Raw genomic sequence first — 2,472 nt, forward strand, 5'->3', positions numbered from 1 at the left:
CGGTGTGGCTGCTGCCGCAGGCGATGCCGCTGCCGCAGAAGCAGTCGCAGCCGATGCTCGACGGCCACCTGCTGCAGCTGCTGGCCGGGCCGGAACGCATCGAGGCCGGCTGGTGGGACGGCGACGCGGTCGAGCGCGACTACTTCATCGCGCAGCTGCCCGATGGCGCGCTGGTGTGGATCTACCGCGCGCGGCTGCCGCTGTCGGCGCAGTCGGAGGGCGAGGGGTGGTTCCTGCAGGGGCGGTTCGGATAGTCCGAATTTCAAGCTGGTAAATTGGTCAAAATTTTCACCAAAGAAGTGAGTGACGCCAAACTTACCCCCGTCCTGCAACGTCAGCTGCTGCTGCAATTCGGCGACCGACTCAAGCGCCTGCGCAAGGGGCAGGGCTTGGGCACGGTCGAGATGGCAGCGCGCGTGGGGATCACCCGGAACACCCTGAGGGCCGTCGAGTCGGGTGACCCGGCGCCTTCGATCGGGACCTATCTGCAGGTCATGTCTGTCCTGGGCATCAGTGGTGACTTGGCGCTCTTGGCGGGGGATGCGTTGCAGCCGGCGCCGTCAGGGTCGGCTGCAGCGAACTCACGCCGTGCGCGACCTTTGGTGCAAGTGCGAGTTTCGACAGATTCGTCGCACCACCTGATCCAGGATCTGCAAAGCATGGCCCTGCATGAAGAAGCTGTCCGACGTGCTCGCGCCGATCCGCGGCTGGTGCGGCAAGCGCAGGACACACTGCAGCGCTGGCTCGACGCCGGAGAGTCGCGGTCCGCGGGTTTGTGGCGGGAATGGCAAGACATCCTCCTTCATGAGCGGTGGCGGAAGATCCTGGGTCGAACACGGCGTGCGCAGGAACTTCGCCAGGCTTCGCCGCTGGTCACCGTGTTGCCCGATGACGTGCGGCGTGACGTGCTGGCTCAGGTGAGCCGGCTGAAGAAGGGTGTCATGTTCGGTGATGTGGAGCAGCAGGAGAATCCGTGACACGGGAAGAACTCGAGCACATCATCCGCGCGTCCACTTCATGCACCCGAACTCGCCGAGAAGATCGAAGGGGCCATTGGCGAGGGCTCGACCTTTCATGAGTCCTACGGGTACTACGCCCAGGGGGTTGGTCCTGAAACAGCCATGTTGCCTGCAGAGTGGATGAGTCGCGTGCATCGAATTCAGAATGGCAACACCAACGACCGGGTGGGTTACTGCCTGGATGTCCTGGACCTCTTCATGTCGAAGGCGTGGGCTGGTCGAGAGAAGGAGCGCTACTTTTGCCGGGCGCTTGTGGCGCATGGGCATGTCGAGCCGGATCAAGCTCTCGCTCAAGTGGCACACATGCCGCTGGACGAGAAGCAGCAGCGTGATCTGCGCGCGCGCATCCGCCGCTGGAGCAAGGCCGCAGGCAGCTGAGTTCCCGATGACGGTCAGCGCGGCTTCAGCGCCAGCTTCAACAGGTTGCTGCGCTGCCACGCCTCCACCTCCTCGTTCAGCAGGAACAGCGTGCGCGGGTGCGTCTGCGCCCAGCCTTCGGTGAAGCCGAGCGTGGCCTGCCGGCCGCCCAGCTGCAGCTGGAGCGCAGTCGGGTCGACCGGCCCGCGCGCATGGCACTTGATGATGGCCAGCCGCAGGCACAGCACCTGGGCCGCGAAATCGGTGTTCGCGAGCTGCGGCTCCACCTTGCGCAGGCCGCCGCGCTGCGCCAGCACCAGCTCGGCGAGCCGGCGCTGCTGAGATTGCGAGAAGCCCGCCGCATCGACATTGCCCAGCACGTAGGCGCTGTGCCGATGGTGGTCGTGGTGCGAGATCATCATGCCCATCTCGTGCAGCGCGCAGGCCCAGCGCAGCTCGCGCGCCTGGATCGGGCTGCGCTGCGGCGCCACGCTCGCATGCAGCGCATCGGCCACGCTCGCGACGCGCCAGGCCTGCGTGGTGTCGACCTCGAAGCGCCGCTGCATCTCCACCACCGAAGCGTCGCGCATGTCGTGACCCTCGCGGTCGCGCGATTCGGCATGCAGCCGCTCGTCGAGGTCGAAGATCACGCCCTGGCGCAGCGCGCCGCGCGCCGGCTGCAGCAGCTGGATGCCGAAGTGCGTCGCGAGCGTGTACAGGATCGCGAGGCCGCCGGCGATCACCGCGCGGCGGTCTTCCTTCAACCCGGGCAGGCTCAGCTTGTCGATGCGGCCGGCCTTCAGGCACTGCTCGATGCACCAGCGCAGGCCGTCGGGCGTGATCGCGCCGTCGGTGATGCCGCTTGCCTGCAGCAACTGCGACACCGCGCCGGCCGTGCCCGACGAACCCAGCGCCTCGCGCCAGTGCTGCGGCGCGAAGGGTGACAGCGCTTCCTCGAGCTCGGCGCCGGCGGCCACCTGCGCGGCGCGGAACGCGGCCTCGCTGAAGCGCCCGTCGGCGAAGTAGCGCATCGACAGGCTGACGCTGCCGACCTGGAACGACTCGGCGCGCAGCGGCGTGCGGCCCTGGCCGAGGA

Annotated in this window: 3 protein-coding genes and 1 pseudogene; 3 read left to right on the top strand and 1 reads right to left on the bottom strand. The window is 67.4% G+C overall.

Features of this window, described 5'->3' with window-relative positions; genetic code table 11:
- From AC1D01_RS29965 to AC1D01_RS29975, 3 genes and pseudogenes are all read left to right on the top strand, one after another.
- Nucleotides 1-254, top strand: a pseudogene (locus AC1D01_RS29965) (Y-family DNA polymerase); the annotation flags it as partial.
- A 21-nt stretch (nucleotides 255-275) separates the two neighbouring features.
- Nucleotides 276-977 (top strand): helix-turn-helix transcriptional regulator, encoded by a 702-nt coding sequence (locus tag AC1D01_RS29970; RefSeq protein WP_477872924.1) that lies wholly within the window; start codon nucleotides 276-278, stop codon nucleotides 975-977.
- A gap of 144 nt (nucleotides 978-1,121) precedes the next feature.
- Nucleotides 1,122-1,397, top strand: a complete 276-nt coding sequence (locus AC1D01_RS29975) for a hypothetical protein (RefSeq protein WP_477872926.1) — start codon at nucleotides 1,122-1,124, stop codon at nucleotides 1,395-1,397.
- A gap of 14 nt (nucleotides 1,398-1,411) precedes the next feature.
- Here AC1D01_RS29975 and AC1D01_RS29980 read toward each other — a convergent pair.
- The coding region (locus AC1D01_RS29980; protein WP_477872928.1) for a Ppx/GppA phosphatase family protein at nucleotides 1,412-2,472 on the bottom strand (1,061 nt) is incomplete at its 5' end.

The sequence above is a fragment of the Rhizobacter sp. P3_B12 genome, assembly GCF_056402895.1.